17 protein-coding genes are annotated in these 20,092 nt (G+C 36.9%); 11 read left to right on the forward strand and 6 right to left on the reverse strand.

From position 1 onward, the window contains the following. A complete protein-coding gene (locus AADJ06_RS18420) occupies nucleotides 1–990 on the forward strand; it encodes an NAD(P)H-dependent glycerol-3-phosphate dehydrogenase (RefSeq protein WP_341227961.1) in 990 nt (329 codons plus the stop codon). Between the two features lie 3 nt (nucleotides 991–993). On the opposite strand, the gene AADJ06_RS18425 is transcribed toward AADJ06_RS18420, so the two are convergent. The 3 genes from AADJ06_RS18425 to greA all read right to left on the reverse strand — a co-directional run bounded on the left by AADJ06_RS18425 (nucleotide 994) and on the right by greA (nucleotide 2,134). After that, nucleotides 994–1,197: a dodecin family protein gene (locus AADJ06_RS18425; protein WP_341227962.1), complete on the reverse strand. Its 204-nt coding sequence runs from the start codon at nucleotides 1,195–1,197 to the stop codon at nucleotides 994–996. Nucleotides 1,198–1,259: 62 nt separating this feature from the next. Next, nucleotides 1,260–1,649, reverse strand: coding sequence for an HIT family protein (locus AADJ06_RS18430; RefSeq protein WP_341227963.1), 390 nt, complete (start codon nucleotides 1,647–1,649; stop codon nucleotides 1,260–1,262). An 11-nt stretch (nucleotides 1,650–1,660) separates the two neighbouring features. Then, a complete protein-coding gene (greA, locus tag AADJ06_RS18435; RefSeq protein WP_341227964.1) occupies nucleotides 1,661–2,134 on the reverse strand; it encodes a transcription elongation factor GreA in 474 nt (157 codons plus the stop codon). A gap of 281 nt (nucleotides 2,135–2,415) precedes the next feature. Here greA and fmt point away from each other — a divergent pair, with 281 nt between their 5' ends. From fmt to AADJ06_RS18480, 9 genes are all read left to right on the forward strand, one after another. Then, nucleotides 2,416–3,360 carry a methionyl-tRNA formyltransferase gene (fmt, locus tag AADJ06_RS18440; RefSeq protein WP_341227965.1) on the forward strand — a complete coding sequence of 315 codons (945 nt, stop codon included), beginning with the start codon at nucleotides 2,416–2,418 and terminating at the stop codon, nucleotides 3,358–3,360. A gap of 199 nt (nucleotides 3,361–3,559) precedes the next feature. Next, the gene (gene typA / locus AADJ06_RS18445; RefSeq protein ID WP_341227966.1) at nucleotides 3,560–5,374 is read left to right on the forward strand and encodes a translational GTPase TypA; all 1,815 of its coding nucleotides are present in this window, start codon (nucleotides 3,560–3,562) and stop codon (nucleotides 5,372–5,374) included. Between the two features lie 132 nt (nucleotides 5,375–5,506). Then, nucleotides 5,507–6,502 (forward strand): glycosyl transferase, encoded by a 996-nt coding sequence (locus AADJ06_RS18450; protein ID WP_341227967.1) that lies wholly within the window; start codon nucleotides 5,507–5,509, stop codon nucleotides 6,500–6,502. A 9-nt stretch (nucleotides 6,503–6,511) separates the two neighbouring features. Beyond that, on the forward strand, nucleotides 6,512–7,744 hold the full coding sequence (locus tag AADJ06_RS18455; RefSeq protein ID WP_341227968.1) for a glycosyltransferase: 1,233 nt from the start codon (nucleotides 6,512–6,514) through the stop codon (nucleotides 7,742–7,744). 75 nt (nucleotides 7,745–7,819) lie between these two features. Then, nucleotides 7,820–8,704, forward strand: coding sequence for a glycosyltransferase (locus AADJ06_RS18460; RefSeq protein ID WP_341227969.1), 885 nt, complete (start codon nucleotides 7,820–7,822; stop codon nucleotides 8,702–8,704). Nucleotides 8,705–8,727: 23 nt separating this feature from the next. Next, complete coding sequence (locus AADJ06_RS18465; protein ID WP_341227970.1) at nucleotides 8,728–9,723, forward strand: glycosyltransferase; 996 nt, start codon at nucleotides 8,728–8,730, stop codon at nucleotides 9,721–9,723. Between the two features lie 36 nt (nucleotides 9,724–9,759). Further along, complete coding sequence (ribD, locus tag AADJ06_RS18470) at nucleotides 9,760–10,803, forward strand: bifunctional diaminohydroxyphosphoribosylaminopyrimidine deaminase/5-amino-6-(5-phosphoribosylamino)uracil reductase RibD (protein WP_341227971.1); 1,044 nt, start codon at nucleotides 9,760–9,762, stop codon at nucleotides 10,801–10,803. A gap of 94 nt (nucleotides 10,804–10,897) precedes the next feature. After that, nucleotides 10,898–11,464 (forward strand): RNA polymerase sigma factor, encoded by a 567-nt coding sequence (locus tag AADJ06_RS18475; RefSeq protein WP_341227972.1) that lies wholly within the window; start codon nucleotides 10,898–10,900, stop codon nucleotides 11,462–11,464. Nucleotides 11,465–11,467: 3 nt separating this feature from the next. After that, entirely contained in the window at nucleotides 11,468–12,988 is a 1,521-nt protein-coding gene (locus AADJ06_RS18480) for a hypothetical protein (RefSeq protein ID WP_341227973.1), read from the forward strand. Nucleotides 12,989–13,062: 74 nt separating this feature from the next. On the opposite strand, the gene AADJ06_RS18485 is transcribed toward AADJ06_RS18480, so the two are convergent. Both AADJ06_RS18485 and gyrB read right to left on the reverse strand, forming a co-directional pair. Next, on the reverse strand, nucleotides 13,063–14,757 hold the full coding sequence (locus tag AADJ06_RS18485; RefSeq protein ID WP_341227974.1) for an AMP-binding protein: 1,695 nt from the start codon (nucleotides 14,755–14,757) through the stop codon (nucleotides 13,063–13,065). 234 nt (nucleotides 14,758–14,991) lie between these two features. Next, entirely contained in the window at nucleotides 14,992–16,947 is a 1,956-nt protein-coding gene (gyrB, locus tag AADJ06_RS18490) for a DNA topoisomerase (ATP-hydrolyzing) subunit B (RefSeq protein ID WP_341227975.1), read from the reverse strand. A 174-nt stretch (nucleotides 16,948–17,121) separates the two neighbouring features. Here gyrB and AADJ06_RS18495 point away from each other — a divergent pair, with 174 nt between their 5' ends. Beyond that, complete coding sequence (locus AADJ06_RS18495; protein WP_341227976.1) at nucleotides 17,122–18,291, forward strand: DUF5009 domain-containing protein; 1,170 nt, start codon at nucleotides 17,122–17,124, stop codon at nucleotides 18,289–18,291. A gap of 29 nt (nucleotides 18,292–18,320) precedes the next feature. On the opposite strand, the gene sppA is transcribed toward AADJ06_RS18495, so the two are convergent. After that, nucleotides 18,321–20,075: a signal peptide peptidase SppA gene (gene sppA / locus AADJ06_RS18500; RefSeq protein WP_341227977.1), complete on the reverse strand. Its 1,755-nt coding sequence runs from the start codon at nucleotides 20,073–20,075 to the stop codon at nucleotides 18,321–18,323. Between the last annotated feature and the right edge of the window lie 17 nt (nucleotides 20,076–20,092).

Genomic DNA, 20,092 nt, shown 5'->3' on the forward strand with positions numbered 1-20,092 from the left:
ATGAAAGTCACAGTGATAGGAGGAGGAAGTTGGGCTACCGCTTTAGTTAAAGTTTTAAGTGAAAACCATCAAACCAAAGTAAAATGGTGGATGAGGAATCATGATGCAGTAGAACATATTCGAAAGCATCATCATAACCCAAAATACCTCAGTAGTATTGAATTTCATCCATCGAGAGTTAAACCATACTATAACTTAAAAGAGGCCATTAAAAACACCGACTGGGTGATTTTGGCTGTGCCTGCTGCCTTTTTGGCGGAAGCTATTTCTTCCATCAAGAAAGAAGACCTCAAAGACAAATTCTTAGTCTCTGCAGTAAAAGGAATGATTCCGAAAACTAATGAACTGATATCAGACTTTCTTTTAAATCAATACGACATTCCACTTTCACATCAATGTGCTATAGCTGGGCCATGCCATGCCGAAGAGGTAGCTGCAGAAAAGCAATCTTACCTTACTATAGCAGCTCCTGACTTAGAAGTAGGTGAACGATTTGCCAAGTTACTTTCTTGCAGATATGTCAACACGTCCGCCATTACAGATTTATACGGTGTAGAAGTTTCGGCTGTGATGAAAAATATAGTGGCTCTTGCCTGCGGAATAACACATGGCTTAGGAGCTGGTGATAACTTTCAGGCAGTAATGGTTTCAAATGCCATGCTAGAAATCAAGCGATTTGTAAACCAGATAGCTCCGTTAGAAAGAGAGCTAATATCCTCCGCATACTTAGGAGATTTACTAGTAACAGCCTACTCTCAGTTTAGCCGAAATCGCACTTTTGGCAATATGATAGGGAGAGGTTATAGCGTCAAAACCGCTCAGATGGAGATGAATATGGTAGCAGAAGGCTACTATGCTGTAAAAAGCATTTATGAAATAAACCAGAAAGCGAAAGTTGAGCTACCCATTGTAAATTTTGCTCATGCTATTTTATACAAAAAAAACTCCTTAAAAAAGGAGTTTAATTCTTTGAAAGTAAAACTTTCTTAAACATTATGCATCTACCCTAAAAGACAATTTACAGATACACCCGTAAGTAGTTACTTTCCCATCTTGTACATGTGCTTTAATATCTTCTACATATACTGAGTCTATGTTATGAATAGACTTGGAGGCAGACGTTACTGCGTTTTGGATTGCATCTTCAATACTGATTTCAGACGATGCTATTAGTTCAATTACTTTTACAATTGCCATACCTTATTATTTTAGTTTGTTATGAGATGAAAAGGTAAGAATTTTAAATCAGCAATGCCAATTTAAAGCTCCTTCTGAATAGCAGCGGCTATTTCAGAAAGCTCTTCCTGTGAAATTTTAATTTTATCAGAAAAATCCATATCCGCCATGCTATTTAGAGGTATCAAATGAACATGGGCATGAGGCACTTCAAGTCCAATTACGGCTACACCTACCCTTTTACAAGGCACTGCTGCTTTGATGGCTGGCGACAAGCTTTTAGCAAAAGCCATTAATCCTAGATACAGGTCGTCTTCCATATCAAAAATATAATCAACTTCCTTTTTAGGTATCACCAATGTATGTCCCTTTGCACAAGGAAACACATCTAAGAAGGCCAAATAATCTTCCGTTTCCGCAATTTTATGACAGGGAATTTCACCGTTAATGATTTTAGAAAAAATAGTCGCCATATATTTTAAAATTACATGCTAATATCTACAACTTCTACTTCCACAATTCCTGCTGGTGCTTGAATTTCAGCTTTGTCGCCTACAGCTTTCCCTAACAAACCTTTAGCAAAAGGAGAGTTTACAGAAATCTTTCCTTGCTTTAAATCAGCCTCTTCTTCTGCCACCAAAGTGTAAACCATTTGAGCCCCGTTTTTCAAATTCTTAATGGTAACTTTATTAAGTAAAGAAACCCTAGAATTGTCAATAGCCGACTCGTCTAAAATTCTAGCTACAGACATTAAAGTCTCCAACTTTGAAATTTCAGATTCCATGTGGCCTTGAGCATCTTTAGCTGCATCATACTCGGCATTTTCAGACAAGTCACCCTTATCTCGAGCTTCTGCTATTTGATATGCTATATCTTGCCTACCTCTCCCCTTTAAATCAGCTAACTTATTCTTTAAGTTTTCGTAGCCCTCTTTCGTGTAATATTGATATTTTGACATATATAAATCTTTTATTATGTGTTTCTTAAAAAAAAATTGCCCGCCTTCGCAGGTGGGTAAAAAAAAAGAACGGCGAAAATCGAACCGTTCCAAACAAACATATTATGTGTTATGGAATCCTGTTCAGAGTCGCTCTTTAAATTTAAATAAGTATATCTCTTGCCTCATTTTTAATCTTTACAATCCAAAATTACAAATTATTCTGAGTAAATCAACACCCAACACAATTTTCGAATTTCATTTTTTCTAGCTTTGCAGTCCACAAAAAGGTTTTAAAAGAGATGAGATTAATATTTATGGGAACACCCGACTTTGCTGTAGAGAGCCTTAAAGTCTTGGTGGAAGCGAATTGTGAAGTAGTGGCCGTAATTACTGCTCCTGATAAGCCGGCAGGCAGAGGAAAGAAAATTCAGCAGTCTCCGGTAAAAACCTATGCTCTTTCACAAGGTATTCCTGTTTTACAACCTCCTAGGCTAAAAAATCCAGAATTCTTAGAAACTCTTAAAAGTTACAAGGCCGACTTACAAGTAGTGGTAGCCTTTAGAATGCTACCAGAATTAGTTTGGGATATGCCAAAATTTGGGACATTTAATCTTCATGGTTCGCTTTTGCCGCAATATAGAGGAGCGGCACCTATCAATTGGGCTGTAATGAATGGAGAAACAGAAACAGGTGTCACTACTTTCTTTATTGAAAAAGAGATAGATACTGGGAAAATTATTTTCAAAGAGAAGCTAGCTATTACTGAAGAGGATAATGCAGGAAGTATCCATGATAAATTGATGGAAATAGGTGGACAGTTAGTTCTTAAAACGGTGAAAGCCATTGAAAAAAATGACTATCCTCAAATAGAACAGGAAGAATTTGAGGAACTAAAACCAGCTCCAAAAATTTTTAAAGAAAACTGTGAGATTAATTGGTCAAAAAACTCAAAATCAATATTCAATTTCATAAGAGGTTTAAGTCCATACCCTGGTGCTTGGACTAAATTTGAAAATCAAAAAACTGGCGAAACAGGAAGCCTTAAAATTTTTGATTCTAAAATATTAGATTCAGAAGAAAAGCATTTACCTGGCGAAATATTTACTGACAATAAAACATTCCTCCACATTGCTACTTCCGACGGACTTTTGACCATTCTAAACCTACAAATTCCAGGTAAAAAACGTTTGAGTATTGATGATTTACTCAGAGGCTATGATGCCGAACAAATCAAAATTTGCTAAACAAGCTTGACTGCGTGGCTTAGCCTATTCAGAATCAATGGCTTACAGGATTGCACTCTGCCAACTAATTATTTAACTATCAATAGATTAATAATATATTAAAATAGCACAATAGAGTTTACTAATTTTTATGGTTACTTTTGCGGACTTTTTCATAGGCTTCTAGTTAACAAAACGTTCCCTCTAGAAATTTAATATTATGCAAGACATTAGAAATATCGCGATAATTGCCCACGTTGACCACGGCAAAACTACTTTAGTGGATAAGATAATCCACGCATCGAAAATTTTTCGTGAAAATCAGGAATTTGGCGAGCTAATTCTTGACAACAATGATTTGGAAAGAGAACGTGGAATTACCATCGTCTCTAAAAATGTATCAGTAAGATACGGCGACACAAAAATCAATATTATTGACACTCCTGGTCACGCCGATTTCGGTGGTGAAGTGGAACGTGTTTTGAAACTAGCTGATGGTGTTATCCTTTTAGTAGATGCTTTTGAAGGCCCAATGCCTCAAACGCGTTTTGTACTTGGTAAAGCACTTGATTTAGGCCTAAAGCCAATAGTAGTAGTTAATAAAGTAGACAAAGAAAACTGTAGACCTGACGAAGTTCACGAAATGGTTTTCGATTTAATGTTCAACTTGAACGCTACAGACAACCAATTAGACTTCCCAACACTTTATGGTTCTTCTAAGCAAGGCTGGATGAGTGAAGATTGGCAAAAACCAACAGATAACATCATTCCTCTATTGGATGCAGTTATTAAGCATATTCCTGCTGCAAAAACAAAAGAGGGTTCTGCCCAAATGCAAATCACTTCTTTAGATTATTCTTCTTTCGTAGGAAGAATTGCTATTGGATTGGTAGCAAGAGGTGTTTTAAAAGAAGGTCAAAATGTAATGCTTTGCACTGCAGATGGCCAAATGAAGAGAAACAAAATCAAAGAACTTCATGTATTTGAAGGTCTTGGTAGAGTAAAGGTATCTGAGGTTTCTTCTGGAGAAATTTGTGCCATTACAGGTATTGAAGGTTTTGAAATTGGCGACACAGTAGCTGATGTTGAAAATCCTGAAGCACTTCCAAGAATTTCTATTGATGAGCCTACAATGAACATGCTCTTCACTATTAATAACTCTCCTTTCTTCGGACAAGACGGAAAATTTGTTACTTCTCGTCACTTGAGAGACAGATTAATGAAAGAAATGGAGAAAAACCTAGCATTAAAAGTAGAGCAAGGTGAATCTGAAGATAAGTTTATCGTTTATGGTAGAGGTATTCTTCACCTTTCTGTATTGATAGAAACAATGCGTAGAGAGGGTTACGAATTACAAGTAGGTCAACCACAGGTTATCTTTAAACAAGGAGAAAACGGTGAAAGACTAGAGCCTATTGAGACTTTAGTAGTAGACGTACCAGAAGAAACTGCTGGAAAAGTGATTGAGCTAGCTACACAGAAAAAAGGTGAGCTTCTTATCATGGAACCAAAAGGTGATTTGCAACACTTAGAATTTAATATTCCTTCTAGAGGTTTAATTGGACTTAGAAGTAATGTATTGACAGCAACACAAGGTGAGGCTATCATGAACCATAGGTTTAAAGCATACGAACCGTATAAAGGAACTCTACCTGGTAGAACCAACGGCTCTTTAATTTCTATGTCTAATGGCCCAGCTATTCCTTACTCTCTTGATAAACTTCAAGACAGAGGGTCATTCTTTATTGACGCTGGAGAAGAAATTTACATGGGTATGGTAGTAGGTGAGCACAACCGTCAGAATGACATTGTGGTAAACCTACAAACAACTAAGAAACTTAGTAACATGCGTTCTTCCGGTGCTGATGACTCGGTTAAGATTGCTCCAAAAATTCAATTCTCTTTAGAGGAATGTATGGAGTATATCCAAAAAGATGAGTACTTAGAAATCACACCTAAGTCTTTGAGAATGCGTAAAATATTCCTTGACGAAAACGAGAGAAAACGTAACAGTCGTCAAACAGAATTAGCCTAAATTTTGAGGCTTATTAAAACCACCAAAGCTAAATAAATAACAGCTTTGGTGGTTTTGCGTTTAAACGAGTTTAGCTTTTTTCAAACGCAATTTTCCTTGTAAATTTGTTACGCCTTATTAACCCTTCAATTAATGCCTAAAACGCTCGCCTTTACTATTTGCTCTGTCAACTATTTGGCACAAGCCAAAATACTTGCTGAATCACTTTTAAGAACCAATCCAGATTTTGAATTCATTATTGGTTTATGTGATAAAATGGAAGGCCGAGATATTGACCAATCAAAACTTGAAGGTTTAAACATCGTCGAGGTTGACAAAATCGGCATTGAAGGTTTTGATGACATGTGCGAGCGATATGACATCACCGAGCTTAACACCGCCGTAAAACCTTTCTATTTTAACTACTTCCTTAATTCAAGGCCAGAGCTTGATAACTTTTATTATATCGACCCTGACATTGAAATATTTGACAAATTCACCGGAATTCAAAATAGCTTATCTAAGTATGACATTGTTTTAACACCTCACTTTTGTACACCGGTTTATGATAACTATTCCAGAACCGAACAAGAGATGTTTGTCAACGGAATTTACAACCTTGGTTTTCTGGCGGTAAAAAGGTCTAAATCTACCTCAGAATTTATGAAATGGTGGATGATAAAACTTCGAACTGAATGCTACATGGATATTCAGAAAGGAATGTTTGTAGACCAACTCTACTGTAACATGGTTCCTCTTTACTTTGACAACGTTTTTATAGAAAAAAGCCCTGCCTACAATATTTCCTACTGGAACCTGCATGAGCGTACAGTTTCGGAAAAAGACGGCAAGTATTTTGTAAATGGCGAGCCACTTATATTTTATCACTACAGTGGCATGAATGCCAATGACCCAAATAATATTTCAAGATGGCAAAACCGTTTTGACATAGCAAAAAGACCAGACCTTGCTCCTCTTTTTAAATCTTATAGAGAGCAGCTAGAAGCATTCTCTAACTCATACTTTAAAACGTTTAAGTGCGTTTACGCCAAAGGAGATGTAGTAATAGACGATAGAAGCTTCCTAAAAAAGACACTGATGTCAGTCTCTTATAGAGTCTTTGCGTTTTTTGAAAGATTACCTATTTAATCTAAAAAGATGAAAATAGCCATAGTTTCTATAGTGTTCCCATACCCCATTGACAATGGTGGCGGTGCGGCTACATTTAATATGATTGACTCATTAAGGCATAAACATGACATTACGTTTATTTGCCCTAACGTCAAGGCCGAGAACAAGCAGAAACTTCATGAGTTATGGCCAAATGTTGAGATTTTAACTACTGATAAAAACCAAGGAGAAAGCCGTTCGCTCAAACTCTATAAGAATGTTCTTAAAATCAATAAGTTTTTGAAGGGCAAAGTGGACGATTATTTCTACCCTAAAACCCATCTTTATATTAATGACCTTTCAAAAGTTTACTATCCAGAACTATTGAAATTGGTCAAAGATAAAGTTACCTCAGAAAACTTTGACCTTGTTCAGGTCGAGTTCATTGAATTTGCTGGCTTGGTTCATATTCTTCCAAAAGACTTAAAAAAAATATTTATCCATCATGAACTCAGGTTCAAAAGGTTAGAGATGGAATACCAGACACTGAATACAAAGTCGCTGGAAGATAAATGGCATATTGCGGCTACTAAAGACCTAGAAATAGCCTTGCTTAACCATTATGACAAAGTGGTAACAGTTACTGATACTGATAACAAGTTTTTGGCAGAGGCGGGAATTAAGAAAGAACTACTTCACACCTCTACGCTACCTATCAATTTTAAAGAAACCGATATCAACCAGCCATTCCAATTTAAGAATAACTTGGTCTTTCTTGGCCCGGAAAATCATTACCCCAACCTAGATGGTATCAATTGGTTTCTAGAAGAATGCTGGGACAAAATATCTCAGGCTCATCCAAACCTTACATTACAGATAGTTTCAAAATGGACCACTGAATTCCAGAACCTACATAAATCAAGAAAGAATGTTGAATTCTTGGGTTTTGTAGAAGACCTTTCTACTGTTTTTGATGGTTCCATTATGATAGTACCTTTGAGAATTGTTAGTGGAATGCGTATGAAGATCTTGGAGGGCATATCTTGGAAGATGCCAATAGTAAGCACCATAGAAGGAGCTGAAGGCTTACCCATGGAAGATGCCGAAAACTGCATGTTAGCATCAAATTCCGAAGAGTTCATTGAGAAAACCATACAACTAATAGAAAACAATAAACTTTGTTCAAAACTTATTGATGCTTCGCAAAAACTGATTACAGACCAATATCAAATTGAAAAATGTGCGAAAACACGAGACGCCCTTTATAATTCGTTCAAATAAATTCGATTTCGATTTTAATCAATTCAACCTTTACGTAAGTTTGAAATCTTGTATTTAAACTTCCAAAAGTTTCCAATGCCCACAGTAAGTGTCATTTTACCCAATTATAATCACGCCAATTTTTTGGTAGACAGAATTGAGAGTATTTTGACGCAAACTAATCAAGACTTTGAACTTATAATTTTGGATGATGCCTCTTCTGATGGAAGCATTAGCATCTTGAGTTCTTACGAAAACCACCCCAAAGTAAAGTCTATAATTTTCAACAAGAAAAACTCTGGAAGCACTTTTATTCAATGGCAAAAAGGCCTTGGAATATCCTCGGGGAAATACATCTGGATAGCAGAAAGTGATGATTTGGCGGCTCCAAACTTCCTAGAATACCATATTTCGCAGCTTAAAAATAACGAGAACCTTGGTGTCTCTTTCTCAGCATCGGTTTGGATAGACGAAAAAGGAACTAAAATTCATGAACCAGGTCACGAGGTCGAACTCCACGCCGCGGGAAATACACTTTTAAAGAACGAATTCATAAAAGGAAACCTGATTTATAATGCCAGCTCCTGTGTCTTTAAAAAATCACTGGTCCCAGAAAATACACTTAAAGAAGTAATAGAATATAAATACTGTGGTGACTGGCTTTTTTGGGTTGACCTAATAAAAAATACAGAGGTAAAAAGAAGTAGCGAAAGGCTCAACTCCTTTAGAAGACATGCCAATAATGTCTCTTTTGAAGCAGAATCAAAAGGGCTTCAATTTTCTGAAGGTTTAAAAGTGGTTAATCATATTTTTAAACAGCAAACCTTTGGTTTCTTAGAAAAGCAAAAAGTTATTTTCTATTGGGTTCAAAAACTTAGAAATAGCAAAATAAAAGACAAGAAACAATTTTTAAGAATAATGCCTTTTCCTGCAAAGGTATTTTATACCCTCAGCCCACTTGTCAATAAACTTTTACCATAAACATTAGCCTCATAAGAATCTAAATGAAAGGAATAAGCCTAATAATCTGCTGCTATAACAGCGAAGAAATAATTGAGCAGACACTTTCTTATGTCGAAAAACAGGTGGTTTCTAATGTCAATTGGGAGGTTATCTTGATTGACAATAACTCTACAGATAACACGTCGGCAGTAGTTAAGTCTTTTTGGGATTTTGATAAAAACCCGAATCTAAAGGTTTTTAAAGAAGAAAACCCCGGTCTGTCGAATGCTAGATTAAGAGGAATAAAAGAGTCTCAATTTGACATTATCTCATTTGTAGACGACGACAACCTCATTCCTGAAAACTGGGTGGCCTATGTCCATGAGGTTTTTAAAAATCAAGAAGTAGGTGTTTTGGGTTGTACTTCCATTGGAAAGTTTGACTATCCTATACCAGATTGGTACGAAAAGCATAAACTCTCCTTTGCCACCGGCAAGCTATACGAGGTAGATTTTGGCAATGTAACCTATGCTGGTTTGGTGTATGGTGCTGGTATGTCTATGAGAAAAGAAATTTTCAAGAAGCTGGACGAGAAAGGCTGGGAACCCTACCTTTCTGACCGAGTTGGCAAAAAACAATCTGGTGGTGGCGACTCTGAATTAACCCTTGCGTCAAGGCTCCTGGGCTATCAGATATTCTATTCTAACCAAATAAACACGCAGCATCTTATCAAGTCAGATAGGCTTACTTGGGAAAGGCTAAAGGCTATGATATATGGCTTTGGCGAAGCCGATGTTTTTGTACTGCCTTACGCCTATCAATATAAAAAAGCACAAGGCCTTCTTACTTTTTTTGATAAATTGAGAAAAAAATGGTGGGTAAACTACCTTGGCAAAAAAGTAGCTCTTACTATACTTCGTATCAAAAAAACTTTTGGTAAGATAAGCCCTGAGGATTTTGAGATTGCCGAAATAAGAAATCAAGCCTTTTGTACTTCCCTTTTAGAGCAAAAAAGAACGTTCGAAAATTCTTTTGACGACCTTAGCAAGCTACAATAAGCTTTCCTTCTACAAAAATTAAATTTATATTTCGGGATGAAGCACGAGCATTTTATGGAAAGGGCTTTAGAGCTCGCTCAAAAGAGTGAAGGCTATGTAAGTCCAAACCCAATGGTTGGCTGTGTACTGGTACACAATAATAAAATCATTGGAGAAGGATGGCATAAAAAATACGGAGAAGCACATGCCGAAGTTAACGCCGTAAACTCCGTAATAGACAAGCCCTTACTTCCATTTGCTACAGCTTATGTAAGCCTAGAACCTTGCTCTCACTTTGGCAAAACACCTCCTTGTGCAGATTTGCTAATCAAAGAAGGTGTTAAAAAAGTAGTTATCTGTAATACCGACCCTAATGAGAAAGTAAACGGCAGTGGAATTCAGAAACTAAAAAATGCAGGGCTAGAAGTAGTTACAGGAATATTAAAAAGTAAAGGTTCATATTTAAACAGAAGGTTTTTTAAATCCCAAACCTCAAAAAGACCCTATGTTACTTTAAAGTGGGCAGAGTCTGCTAATGGATGTGCTGCAAGTTCTGATGGAAAACCTGTGTCAATAAGCGGAGACTTTGCCCAATTACATTCACACAAATGGCGAGCTACCGAGGACGCCATTATGGTAGGCAGCCAAACTATTTTAAATGACAACCCAAGCCTTACCACAAGGCATTGGAAAGGCAGAAACCCTATAAGAGTGGTACTCTTTCCAGACATAGATATTAAAGCTAAATACCGTGTACTCGACCAAAATATTAAAACTTACGTATTTAACAAAAGCCATTCTTTGATAAATGGCAATCTTGAATTTATAAAGATTAGTGTAAATTCGAATATTCTAGATTTCATTTTAAAGGAACTTCACAGCAGAGATATCACCTCTCTTATGGTGGAAGGAGGCCCTAGGCTTCATCAAATGTTTATTGAAAGCAACTTTTATGATGAAATCAGAGTTTTTAAGAGTAAAAAGTTAATTATCCCTGAAGGGTTAAATGCAGCTCAAATTCCTAAAAACTTACTGGAAATAGAGAATATTGATTTAGGAACAGACTTTTTACGGATTTTTTCTAGAGAATTCCAACCATAACCGCAGCAGATGAGTCTTGATAAATGGATTCCTTCGATAGGGGCTTGCCATTTATTAGATTTTTTAAGCTGATAATAGCAATTTTCAATATCGAATGGCCAATGAAACTCAAATAATCCAAGACTGCTTAAAGCAGGATCGGGGTGCCCAAAAAAAGCTTTACGAGCTTTATTCGGGTAAATTATTTGTAGTGGCATTGCGGTACATGAAAGACAGAGAAAGTGCTCAAGATGTTTTGCAAGATTCGTTTGTCAAAATATTTAAATATCTAGACACTTTCCGTTTTGACAGTCCACTGGAAGCTTGGTTAAGAAAGATTGTGGTTAATACGGCTTTAAAAGCCCTAAAAAAAGACAAAAAACTTACACAAAGCTTAGAGGGTGATTATATGATAAGCAAAGAGCTTCATCACAGTAACGCTGGCTTTGAAAACCTTGCTTACGAACATCTGATGGAAATCATTGGAGAATTACCGGAAGGGTGTAGAACTATTTTCAACCTCTACGCCATTGAGGGTTTTAAACATCAGGAAATTGCTAAAATGCTTGACGTGACCGAAGGAACTTCGAAATCGCAGTATTCTAGAGCTAAGTCTTTATTGCAAGAGAAACTTGCAAAGGAAAATTATAAGAAGACTGGAAAAATTCCAGCAAAACTGTAAGTAATGGATCATTCTTTTGAAAATCAGTGGAAGAAAGCACTAGGAAGTGCTGAGGAGAATCCTCCAGCTGATGTTTGGAGAAAAATTGAGGGAGAGCTTGATGAGCAAATGATGGCGGAAGCGGCAATGAAAAATATGCTTTTGTCTGCGTCAGAAACGCCCGACAATTCTGTTTGGTTAAACATAGAAAAGGAACTTGACAAAGAGCAAGATAGAAAACCATTTATTGTTTTTTGGCTAAACAAATATGCAGCTACCGGAATAGCCGCTTTACTACTTTTAGCCTTGGGCTTTTCAGTTTTTAATAATTCTGATAGTATTTCAGAAGGCTCTAAAGAACTTTCAAAAATTAGCCCTTTAAAATCAGAGAAGAATATTGGCGATTCTGAGAATACGACTTCTCCTTCTTTTGAAAGCACTTCTTCTGAACAGACTCAGAAAATATCAAATTCGACAGCTTATAATACTAAGGCATTAACTTCAAAAAAGCCTTCAGTTAAACTATCAAGAGTTTCTGAAAATGATTTATCAGTTGAGTCTTTCTCTACATTGGGAATTGAAAGTGAGCAAAAAAATGAAGCATTCTCAAATACTATAGAAACTTCGATTGAGAATTCAATTGATAACTTAAAATCACTAGTGAAAAAGGGATTTGACAAATATGGTAACAGGTTTGTCTTGAAAAGAAATAAGCTTTCTTATCAAACCCCTGACAAACTTCTTGCAGATAATTCCTCTTTCTTAAAAAGGTCTTGGTTTGGTTTGTTCTCAGGAGTTTCTCCTTTTGACCCAAATTTTAAGATTAACAATTTTGAAAGAGCTGCTTTAGTTTCTGCCAGTGATATTCCTTTTCAGGCAAATAGTGTGGGAGAAACTACTAATCCTATAAAAAGTGAGACTTTTGCCATTCCGCTTTCTCAACCTTACAATAACGTTAAAGCTGGTCGGTCTGTCAATATCAGCCTTAATTACGGAAAACGATTTAAGAAACACTGGTCTATAGAAAGTGGAGCAAGATACTTAGCTGGAAACTCACTAGTAGCCAGTAATGTTTACTCTTACAACCCGTTTACAGGAAGAGTTCAAAGCTTTTTAGAGTCTAATTACATTCGTCAAGACGCTGGACTTTTTGACAATACAGTCATTTCTTCTGGAGAAGATATTGATAGTGATTATCAGTTTTTAATGATTCCACTCCAGATTGGCTATCATTTGCCTATGACCAAGAAATTAGAGGCTTCTTTAACTGCTGGTGTCTCGGGTGACTTTATCATCAATAACGTTTTTGATAATTTATCAGAAGGAGGCAGTAAGCTTACATCAAGAAATTCAGCTTATAAACCAGTTAACCTTAGCGGACTGGCCGGCTTAAAAGTTAATTATGCTATAAGAAGCAACTGGCAAGTATCTATAGGTACAAACTTACAGCAAACCTTAACTTCTGGCGTAGAACAAACAGAGGGTTTCTCTTTCAAACCAAGATACTTAGGAATAAACTACGGTGTCAACTACCGATTCCATTAATAATATTTTAATAAACTGTGCAAAAAAATACCCCGTCGGAATTTCCGGCGGGGTATTTATCTTTATAAAAAAGCTTATTTAGCTTCGTCTTTCAAAGCCCTTCTTAAGATTTTACCAACATTAGTTTTTGGTAATTCATCTCTAAATTCTACATGTTTAGGACATTTATATGGAGTAAGGTTTTCCCTTGCAAAAGTCTTAATTTCTGCCTCCGTTATGTTTGGGTCTTTCTTTACCACAAACACCTTTACAGCTTCTGTAGACTTTGCGTCAGGAACACCTACACAAGCTAACTCCAATACACCTGGATGCTCTGCTATAACATCTTCCACCTCATTAGGGTAAACGTTAAATCCAGATACTATAATCATATCTTTCTTACGATCAACTATTCTGAAATAGCCATCTTCACTCATTTCTCCAATGTCTCCAGTCTTAAACCATCTTCTAGCATCAGAAGGATCTGTAAAGAAAGTATTCTCTGTTTCATCTGGTCTATTATAATATCCCGACATAACCTGTGGCCCATAGGCACAAATCTCTCCTACTTCGCCAGGTTTAGCCCAAGTTTCATCATCTTTCAATATTCTAATATCTGTACTAGGCCATGGTACACCTATGGTTCCTATTCTATTGTCTCCTTTGATAGGATTTGAAGTTAAAACTGGCGATGTTTCAGAAAGCCCGTAACCCTCTACAGGTAAGCAGCCTGTCATATCTTTCCATCTGTTAGCCACAGCCTTTTGTAAAGCCATTCCTCCGGCCGATGTAATTTTCAATCTACTCCAGTCTACCCCAACTATGTCTGGATGATTTAACAAGCCATTATAAAGCGTATTAAGACCAGTGAAAATATGGGGAGGATTCTTTTTTAAATCCTTTATAAATCCTGCCATATCTCTAGGGTTAGTAATCAAAAGATTCATAACACCAGTTTTCAAGGCTGTAAGGGCATTTACAGTAAGTGCATAAACATGATAAAGTGGTAATGCTGCTACCACCACTACTTTGTCTTCTTCTATATCACCCATGATTACACTTTGCCAAGCATCGTTTGCTTCTAAGTTTGCCAATAAGTTTCTATGAGACAGCATTGCTCCTTTTGACACGCCAGTGGTACCACCAGTATATTGAATAAATGCTAAGTCTGTTCTTTCTACCGAAGGTCTGACATAGGTCTGATTTGCCCCTTGGCTTAAAGCCGCAGAAAACTTAACAGCCGTAGGTAAAGAAAAAGGAGGCACCATTTTCTTTACCGTTTTCACTACAAAGTTTACCAACTGTTTTTTCGGAAAACTCAGCATATCGCCCAGTTCGGTCAATATTACATGCTCAATAGCGGTATCTGCAATGACTTTTTCTAGGTTATAAGCAAAATTAGCTACCACCACAATTGCCTTAGCTCCAGAGTCTTTGAATTGGTGTTTCATCTCTCTAGGCGTGTATAGGGGGTTAGTATTAACCACTACTAAGCCTGCTCTCAAAGCTCCAAATAAAACTACGGGGTACTGAAGGCAATTTGGCATTTGAATAGCTATTCTATCACCTTGAACTAGGCCTAAACTTTGTAGGTATGAGGCAAAATGTAGGGAGTGTTTATCTATGTCGGCAAAGGTCAATTCTTTACCCATATTAGAGTAAGCCGAATGTGATGCAAACTTGCTAAAACCCTCTTCTATTAAATCTATTAAAGAATTATGTAAGTCCGGATTTATTTCAGTCGGAATCCCTTCAGGGTAATTTTTAAGCCAGGGTTTCATATCAGTCATTTCTTTATAGGTGTTGTTAGTTTGTATTTATTGAAGTAAAATTAGTGTTTTTCATGGAGTCGATATGACAAATATAATGAAGACTTCTCTAATTTAATCATTCAAAAGATAGCATAAAAGATTCCTTTATGATAAAACACCTATTAATAAGCATTACCTATAAAAGTCTCCCTATTTAATGCAAAAAGGCCGCCCCTTGATAAAAGAGCGACCTTTGAAAGATGATAGCTTTAATTATACATCTACATGAGCATATTTTGCATTTTTCTCAATAAACTCTCTCCTTGGAGCTACTTCATCTCCCATTAACATAGAGAATAAATGGTCAGCTTCTGCCGCTGACTCTATTGTTACTTGCTTTAAGGTTCTTCCTTCAGGATCCATTGTGGTTTCCCAAAGTTGTTCCGGGTTCATCTCTCCAAGACCCTTATAACGTTGAACACCTACGGACTCCTCTTTACCATTGCCAGCCAATCTTTTTACTGCGGCTATACGCTGTTCTTCTGTCCAGCAATATTCAGACTTACTTCCTTTCTTCACTAAGTAGAACGGAGGCTGAGCAATGTATAAATAGCCTTTTTCAATTAGCTCTTTCATGAACCTATAGAAGAAAGTCAAAATTAAGGTACGAATGTGACTACCGTCAATATCGGCATCCGTCATGATTATAATTTTGTGATAACGTAATTTCTCCATATCCAGAGCTCTTTCGTCACCGTCTCTACCCATTCTCACGCCCAAAGCTGTGATAATGTTTTTTATCTCGTCGTTCTCATAAATTCTATACTCTTGGGCTTTCTCCACATTAAGAATTTTACCTCTAAGTGGCAAAATAGCTTGGAATGCTCTATCTCTTCCTTGTTTAGCAGAACCACCTGCAGAATCTCCCTCGACAAGGTAAACTTCACAAACAGCAGGGTCAGAATTAGCACAATCTGCTAATTTCCCAGGAAGACCAGAGCCCGTTAAAACGTTTTTACGCTGAACCATTTCTCTGGCTTTCTTAGCCGCAATTCGGGCTTTAGCCGCAATGATAACCTTATCTACAATGGTTTTGGCTTCTTTCGGATTTTCCTCTAGGTAGTTTTCAAGCATCTCTTGAACACATCCACTTACTGCGGATGTAACTTCAGAGTTACCTAACTTAGTTTTAGTTTGACCTTCAAACTGAGGCTCGGCCACTTTTACAGAAATTACTGCTGTTAAACCTTCTCTAAAGTCGTCACCCGAAATTTCTACTTTTTCCTTGGCCAACATTCCCGACTTGTCTGCATAGGTTTTCAATGTCCTTGTTAAAGCCATTCTAAAACCAGAAACGTGGGTACCACCCTCAATGGTATTAATATTGTTTACAAAAGAAGATACATTCTCTGCATAAGAATTATTGTAAATCATAGATACCTCCACAGGTACACCATCTTTCTCACCTTCCATGTGCATAGGCATAGGAATAAGACGTTCTCTGCTTTGATCTATGTATTCTACAAATTCTACCAAGCCACCCTCAGAATGGAATTCATCAGATATTGGATTCCCATCGTCATCAAGGTTTCTCTTATCGGTAAGTTTAAGGGTAATGCCTTTGTTTAGAAAAGAAAGCTCACGCAGCCTGTTCGCAACTGTTTCATACTTATACTCTGTGGTTTCAAAGATGAGTTCATCTGGCCAAAACTGAATAAAAGTACCTCTCTTTTCTGTGGTTCCTATTTCTCTAACGTCATACTGAGGTTTTCCAGCTTTATACTCCTGTTCAAAAACTTTGCCTTCTCTATGAACCTCCGCTCTCAATAATTTAGATACAGCATTTACACAGGAAACACCCACACCGTGAAGTCCACCAGAAACTTTGTAAGTATCTTTATCAAACTTACCACCGGCATGTAAGACTGTCATTACTACCTCTAAAGCAGATTTTTTTTCTTTGTCGTGATAACCTGTAGGAATTCCCCTTCCATTATCTTGAACCGTGATAGAATTATCTTCTTCAATAGTTACACCTATGGTATCACAGTGGCCGGCCATGGCTTCATCAATAGAGTTATCCACTACCTCCCAGATTAGATGATGAAGACCTTTAGCCCCTACATCACCTATATACATGGCTGGACGCTTACGCACGGCTTCCAGACCTTCTAAAACTTGAATATTATTAGCTGAATAATCCTTCCTATTCTCTGCTCCGTCAGACATACTCTAAAGGGTTTATTTTTGTAGTTTAGATTAATTTTCTCGTACTAAAAAGCCCATAAAAATGGGCTCTTGTTTTACCACGTAAAAATAGTCAATTTTTATGACAAATCGGCAAAAACTAAAGTCGCAGAAAATAAGTAATTTCCCCCATTAATTCATGAAATGAAAAAACGAATGGCAAGTTCAAAAAGAATCCTCTCTGTTGACATTTATAGAGGCCTGGTCATGTTTTTGATGATGGCAGAGGTTTGGCACTTGAGTAAGGTCTCTTCAAACTTACCCCAAAGTAGCTTTTGGAGCTTTTTAGCCTTTAACCAATCTCACGTAGCATGGGCTGGCTGTTCTTTACATGACCTAATCCAGCCTTCCTTTACATTTTTAGTAGGTGTTGCCCTGCCATTTTCTGTGTCACGAAGAATTAGTAAAGGAGATGACTCTAAAAATTTGTGGTTACATGTAATCAAACGTGCGGCTATATTAGTTCTCTTAGGAGTGTTTTTAAGATCAATGTATAGCTCTATTACAAACTGGACTTTTGAAGATACCTTGTCGCAAATTGGACTTGGATACCCAATCCTTTTCCTTTTGGGCTCCACCAAAAACAGAAAACTTTGGATTATATTTTCAATTCTTCTAGCTGCTTATTGGCTCGCATTCTTTATATATGAAATACCTCCATCGCTTAACACTATTGCTAATACAGGTGTTCCTGCAGACTGGCAAAATAATTATTCAGGACTAGCTTCACATTGGAACAAGAACACTAATCTAGCATGGGCTTTTGACCGTTGGTTTCTCAACCTCTTTTCAAGAGAATCCGTTTTTAATTTTAATGGTGGTGGTTATGCTACCTTAAGTTTTATACCGACACTTAGCACCATGATTCTTGGGCTATTTGCTGGAAGGATACTACTGGAAGATAGTTCTGATAAAGTAATAAGTTTCTTGAAAATTGGTGGCAGCTTAATTGCTATCAGCCTAATCCTTCATTTTGCAGGAATAAACCCCATTGTAAAAAGAATCTGGACGCCATCTTGGACTTTATTTAGTGGTGGCTTATGCTTTTTTATTTTAGCATTCTTCCATTGGTTAGCTGATAAAAAAGAAATTATCAAGCCGTTTAACTGGCTTAAAATAATAGGCATGAACTCTTTAGCAGCCTATGTCATGGCTCATACCATTGACAGTTTTATACACAAAAGCTTTCAAATACATATTGGACAAAACTATACTAGCTTTCTTGGGATGCCTTATGAAACATTAGTTTCGGGAACTGTTATTTTGATAATGGAATGGCTTCTATTAAGATGGATGTATCAAAAGAAAATTTTCATTAAGGTTTGACATTAAGGACAAACCTTAATAAAAGAAAATCACTTGATTTTAATCTCATAAGGCATTCTGGCTTGTAGTTTCTCCATTTTCTGCAGCTCATTTATCTCTTTAAGATAGGGTGCTAAAATGCCTAATTTCTGATCTAATTTAAGAGAACTTTGCTCCGACAGTTTTTCCATTAAAAACTCTATCTCACTTTTCGCTTTTGGGTAATATCTAACCTGAAAATCGTCTTGTATACCTACATTTTCGGCAGCCAATTGAATAGCATCTTCTAAGCTTCCAAGCACATCAACTAAACCATTTTCTTTTGCCTGCAAACCCGTCCAAACACGTCCACTCGCTACAGACTTTAAATCTTCAATTGACATATTTCTGCCTTCAGCTGCCTTTGAGGTAAACTCTTCGTAACCTTCATTTACACTCTTCTGAATCATCATTTTCTCTACATCAGACATATCTCCCACCAGAGAAGGGAAATTTGAATGTTCATGAGACTCCACTCCGTCAAAAGTTATACCCAATTTGTTATTCAGCAGCTCTTCTGTATTAACCAGCATTCCAAAAATACCAATTGAACCAGTAATGGTTGTTGGGTTTGCAAAAATGGTATCACAGCCCATTGCCATATAATAACCCCCTGATGCAGCATAGTCTCCCATACTGGCATATACTGGCTTCTCTTTTTTAGCAAGTTGAACTTCTCTCCACATAATATCAGAAGCTAAAGCACTTCCTCCGCCAGAGTTAATCCTTAATACTATGGCTTTTACTTTTTTATCTTTTGCGGCTTTTCTAAGCTCCTTTATCCAACTTTCCGATGCTATCACCTCATTGGTTCCTTCACCAGAAACTATGCTTCCTTGTCCTACTATTACCGCAATTCTTTGATTTCTATCCCCACTTTTAATCATTTTCTTAGCCTTACCATATTTCTCGGCTGAAATGAAATTGATTTTATCATCTTTTTCTATTTCCAAAGCTTCTCTTAAAGCAGCTTCAAATTCATCAAAATACCCTACATCCGTAATTAACTTTCTTTCTAAAGCGTCTTTAGAGGAGCTAATATTATCGTTAAGTATCGCTTTTATTTCTTCATCTGTCATTCCACGAGACTCCGCCACTTGATGATAGATATGGTCTGCTATTGAAGTTATATAAGAAGTTACTTGCTCGCGATTAGCATCAGACATATTAGTTCTGATAAATGGCTCCACTGCACTTTTATAGTCTCCTACTTTGAAGACAAGCGGCTTAACACCAATTTTATCAAAAAGTCCTTTGAAGAATGTCACTTCTCCATACAAGCCATTAAACTCTAAACCACCAGCTGTATTCAAGAATATTCTATCTGCCACGGAATTGATATAAACCGCCTGTTCAGACATCACCTCCGAATAGGCATAGATAAACTTACCTGATTCTTTAAACTCCTCCAGTACATTTCTAAGCTCTTCTAATGTTCCAAAGCTCGCTTGAGGATATCCAGAATCTAAAAATATACCTTTAATATTCGGATCTTCTTTAGCATTAAGAATAGCCGACTTTAAACTAACTAAACCTACTTTACTTGGCCCGTTTTCAAAAAGCACCGCTAAAGGATCCTCTGAAGGGGCGTCCTCTACTATAAGTTGGTTAAGATTAAGCTCTAAAACCGAGTTTTCTTTCACTGTGACTACAGAATCGGAACTAGAAAACATAGAACCAATACCTACTAAAAGAATCAGTGATAGGATAAAAAAGACGAACAACCCTGCCACTGTGGCCAAAACGTATTTGAAAAATTGAAGCATGTGCTTTTATTATTATG

Origin of the sequence: uncultured Arcticibacterium sp., assembly GCF_964021845.1 — a bacterium.
Lineage (GTDB): Bacteria > Bacteroidota > Bacteroidia > Cytophagales > Spirosomataceae > Arcticibacterium.

Bases quoted from the DNA above. Each gene is read 5' to 3' on its own strand.
- AADJ06_RS18475 (WP_341227972.1), top strand. From the start codon at position 10,898: ATGGCCAATGAAACTCAAATAATCCAAGACTGCTTAAAGCAGGATCGG.
- AADJ06_RS18480 (WP_341227973.1), top strand. From the start codon at position 11,468: ATGGATCATTCTTTTGAAAATCAGTGGAAGAAAGCACTAGGAAGTGCT.
- AADJ06_RS18430 (WP_341227963.1), bottom strand. From the start codon at position 1,649: ATGGCGACTATTTTTTCTAAAATCATTAACGGTGAAATTCCCTGTCAT.
- AADJ06_RS18425 (WP_341227962.1), bottom strand. From the start codon at position 1,197: ATGGCAATTGTAAAAGTAATTGAACTAATAGCATCGTCTGAAATCAGT.
- gyrB (WP_341227975.1), bottom strand. From the start codon at position 16,947: ATGTCTGACGGAGCAGAGAATAGGAAGGATTATTCAGCTAATAATATT.
- AADJ06_RS18450 (WP_341227967.1), top strand. From the start codon at position 5,507: ATGCCTAAAACGCTCGCCTTTACTATTTGCTCTGTCAACTATTTGGCA.
- ribD (WP_341227971.1), top strand. From the start codon at position 9,760: ATGAAGCACGAGCATTTTATGGAAAGGGCTTTAGAGCTCGCTCAAAAG.
- AADJ06_RS18495 (WP_341227976.1), top strand. From the start codon at position 17,122: ATGGCAAGTTCAAAAAGAATCCTCTCTGTTGACATTTATAGAGGCCTG.
- fmt (WP_341227965.1), top strand. From the start codon at position 2,416: ATGAGATTAATATTTATGGGAACACCCGACTTTGCTGTAGAGAGCCTT.
- AADJ06_RS18460 (WP_341227969.1), top strand. From the start codon at position 7,820: ATGCCCACAGTAAGTGTCATTTTACCCAATTATAATCACGCCAATTTT.
- sppA (WP_341227977.1), bottom strand. From the start codon at position 20,075: ATGCTTCAATTTTTCAAATACGTTTTGGCCACAGTGGCAGGGTTGTTC.
- AADJ06_RS18420 (WP_341227961.1), top strand. From the start codon at position 1: ATGAAAGTCACAGTGATAGGAGGAGGAAGTTGGGCTACCGCTTTAGTT.
- typA (WP_341227966.1), top strand. From the start codon at position 3,560: ATGCAAGACATTAGAAATATCGCGATAATTGCCCACGTTGACCACGGC.
- AADJ06_RS18465 (WP_341227970.1), top strand. From the start codon at position 8,728: ATGAAAGGAATAAGCCTAATAATCTGCTGCTATAACAGCGAAGAAATA.
- greA (WP_341227964.1), bottom strand. From the start codon at position 2,134: ATGTCAAAATATCAATATTACACGAAAGAGGGCTACGAAAACTTAAAG.
- AADJ06_RS18485 (WP_341227974.1), bottom strand. From the start codon at position 14,757: ATGACTGATATGAAACCCTGGCTTAAAAATTACCCTGAAGGGATTCCG.
- AADJ06_RS18455 (WP_341227968.1), top strand. From the start codon at position 6,512: ATGAAAATAGCCATAGTTTCTATAGTGTTCCCATACCCCATTGACAAT.